The sequence below is a fragment of the Flavobacterium sp. NRK F7 genome, from assembly GCF_024054195.1.
GTDB lineage: Bacteria > Bacteroidota > Bacteroidia > Flavobacteriales > Flavobacteriaceae > Flavobacterium.
Map to the genome: position 1 here is coordinate 3,663,192 of NZ_JAMXLB010000001.1, position 3,836 is coordinate 3,667,027.

At 34.4% G+C, this 3,836-nt stretch carries 1 protein-coding gene and 1 pseudogene; both read left to right on the forward strand.

Annotated features, from left to right (window positions below):
* On the forward strand, positions 1-1,019 hold a 1,019-nt coding region (locus NHF47_RS16800; RefSeq protein WP_252766009.1), incomplete at its 5' end, for a T9SS type A sorting domain-containing protein.
* Positions 1,020-1,031: 12 nt separating this feature from the next.
* A pseudogene (locus tag NHF47_RS16805) lies at positions 1,032-3,836 on the forward strand (hypothetical protein); the annotation flags it as partial.

Below are 3,836 nucleotides of genomic sequence, written 5' to 3' on the forward strand. Positions count from 1 at the left end.
GGATTGTAAAACTAAAAGCCGATGGTAGCATGCAATGGCAAAAAACCATTGGTGGTCAATATGTAGACGAATTAAAAAGTATATCTCAAACCAAAGACGGTGGTTATATTTTAGGTGGTTATTCCAATTCGCCTGTTTCTGGTGATAAAACAGAAGCTAATTTCGGTTTAGGAGATTACTGGATAGTAAAATTAGATGAAACGGGAACTATCGAATGGCAACGCACCTTAGGTGGTGATAAAGACGATAACTTATTCGCTTTATCGCAAACTAAAGATGGTGGTTTTATCGTGGGTGGTAATTCCAATTCTGGAGCTACAAATTCCAAATCAAAATCCAGTCAAAGTGGAAGTGATTTTTGGGTATTAAAACTCGATGAGAAAGGTGGAATCGATTGGCAAGAAACCTATAACTATGGTAAGATTGATGTACTAACTTCAATTGTAGAAAACAAAGACGGTAGTTATTTAATTGGTGGTTATGCACAAAGTGAAGCCTCCCTCAATCCCTCCAAAGGAGGGAAGCTAAAAAGCGGAGATAAAGAAGGGATTAACGATTATATCGCTTTAAAAATCAATGCCAAAGGAGAAGAGATTTGGAGTCAAACGGTAGGCAGTAAAGGCGATGAAGTATTAAAGAAACTCTTAGAAACTAGAGACGGTGGTTATCTTTTAGCGGGAACTTCCAAAGGAAGCGCTTCAAGAGATAAGAAATCAGCTAAAGGAGGCAGTGATTTTTGGGTAGTAAAACTACGCGATAAAGAAAAAGAAGAAGAACTAAAAATTAAGGTAGAGGCAATGCCAAATCCTGCGATAAGTTTTACCAATATCATCGTAAACTTTGAATACGAAACAGGAACAGCTACCGTATACGACTTAAACGGAAGAAGCTTACAAACCCAAACGTTACAAGGCGACCGTACGATTCCTATTGAAGTAAGTAACCTACCACAAGGGATTTACTTGGTTGAAATAAAAACCAATACCGAAAAAGGAAGCGTAAAAGTGATTAAAAAATAAGACTACATTACCATGAAATATATAAAAACCATAAAAACAATAGTACTATTGCTATGCACTTGCTTTGCATTTGCACAAGATGTACCGCAAGTAGTTTCACCTACACCAGAAGTCTCCCAATTAACCAAATTTGTTGACACACCCGTTAATTATTCTAACGGATTGCCTTCAATAAGTATTCCTATTTATACCATTGTACAAGATGGAGTGAGTATTCCTATTAGTTTAGATTATCATGCCAGAGGGATAAAAGTAGATGAAGTGGCTTCAAATGTAGGATTAGGCTGGGCGCTTAATGGAGTAGGAATTATTTCTCGACAAGTTAGAGGTATACCTGATGAAAATGGTCTTTTAGGAGCAGAAGGTAACCTTTTAAATGGTGCTTTTGACAGTAGAGATACTAGATTGCAAATTTTTACAGCTCAAGCTGTTGGTGATAATAACTTCGACTATTATACACCAGATCAGTTTTTTTACTCTTTTCCAGGAGGAAGTGGTAAATTTATGTTCGACTATGTAGATAAAAAACCTGTTATTCAAAATCAAAGTAAGGGAATAAAATTAGAGTCCACTTTAGTTGGGAATTTTAAGATTACTGATAATAAAGGCAACAAGTACATTTTTGGAGCAGAAAATAAAATTTCTAAAGAAGCAGCCCTACAAAATTTTATTGCCAAGTTCGATCAAGGTTTGTCTATAGAAATAAATAATGGTAATGGTACAGATGATATTAGTGGTTGGTATTTAACCGATATTGAAACGGCTAATAAATCAGTAATACAATTCAAATATGTTCAAAATAGTGCAATCTATTATAAAAGAAATTACGATAATAAAGAACAAGATGGTATTATTAGGTCTTACTTTTCTAAAACAAGAGCGGATGAAAATGCGATAGAACAAATCATTTTTGAAAAAGGAAAAATCGTTTTTGAATATAGTACCGATCCAAATGCAAGAGAGGATATTGACTATGGTAGAAAATTAGAATGGATTAAGGTATATGATGATAAAAATGCACTCATTAAAAAAATAAAATTAAATTATTTTTATTCCAATAATACAGCCTCACAAAACATATTGCCTTATTTGTATAGTGCCGATCCTCACGCTAGAAAAAGATTGTTTTTAGCAAGTGTGGAAGAAGTGAATCTTCTGGATGCCAATGATACAAATACCTATACTTTTGAGTATGATTTGAGTAGTCCAATGCCTAATAGACATTCCAACTCAAAAGACATTTGGGGGTATTACAATGGATCTAATAACAATCTTTTTATTCTTCCTTTAGAATCAGGTACAGGTGATAGAAGAGTTAACCCTAGTCTTTGCGGAATAGGTTTGTTAAATAAAATTACATATCCTACAGGTGGTTATACTAAATATACTTATGAAGATAACGTAGTAAATAGAACCAATAAAATTGACGAAGTAATTTTAGCTGGAGGTTATCCCAATCCTACAAAAGATACCGTTGTGGGACTTTCTAATTTGGAGAGCGCAGCCTATTACGATGGTACCAAGTATATAAAACCATTTACCATTGGAGAAAATGGTTTGGATTTTAAATATACCATGTGGTTTACAGATAATGCCACTTGTCAGAATGGAACCGAAATGGATTGTAAATTTAGAGTTTGGATTAAATCGGTTAGTCGTCAGTTAAATGTCTCCATCTTTTTATCTCCTGGAAGTAATAAAAGTATTACGACTTCTTTACCTGCAGGGGATTATTATATGCGTGTTGATCCACAGATGGCCAATTATGATCCCACAGATATGGATAATGGTTTCAATTTGATATTTCAATGGAGTGAAGAAATTCAAATGGTTGAAAACAGTAGCAATGCTTTTTTTGCAGGTGGAAAACGAATTAAGAAGATTGAAAAATATACCGATACCAATGTTTTGGCTTTTCGAAAGGAATATGAGTACAAAACAGATGATGGTAAACTTTCAGGACATTTAAACGGTTTACCTGATTTTTACGCAATCAAAGGAAAGGTGGATTTAAACGGAACAACTGCTTATATCACACAACGCTATGGTTCGGGTCATGGTAGTCCTATTAGTGCTTTTCAAGGGAATTCTGTTGTATACAATCAGGTAACAGAATATACAGGTACTAAAACAGATAATATTGGCAAGTCTATCTATACGTTTACCGATTTAGAAGACACAGGTGATTATTGGATTTTCCCATATAATATACCCACAGATAACGAGTGGCTTAGAGGGCTTTTATTAAAAGAAAGACATTATAGTTTTGTAAACCAACAATACCAAATCAAAAGGCAAATTGAAAATCGATATACTTATGGTTTTAGAGATTCGGAATACAATACAGACGCACCTCCAGGAAGTGATTTAGCGCAAATGGGTGAAGCCGATTATACTGGTTTTCCTCCAGTGTATACGATACCAATGAGTTATAATATTACGGATAGCAAGTATAGGTATAGAAAAGAAAATGGGTTTTATAGAATCCCTTATTTTGTTGTAATAACTAACGATTCTTTGTATCCCAACCTTAACGTTGATAGGTATTGGACTCCAGAAACCTTTCCTCCTAATTCACAAGATTTAGTGACAGACAGCGGAAATGAATATTACCTATATTACAAAACCTTCTTTATGACAGGCGGTTTTGTTGGTATTGGAAAAACAACCACAACTGATTATTTTGATACGGGTAATGTAGTTACGGAGACTGAATACAAGTATGATAACGATGCACATAAACAAATAACACAACAAGTTACGACTCACTCTTCTAATACTACTTTAAGAACGACTTATGAGTACGCAGAAGACACC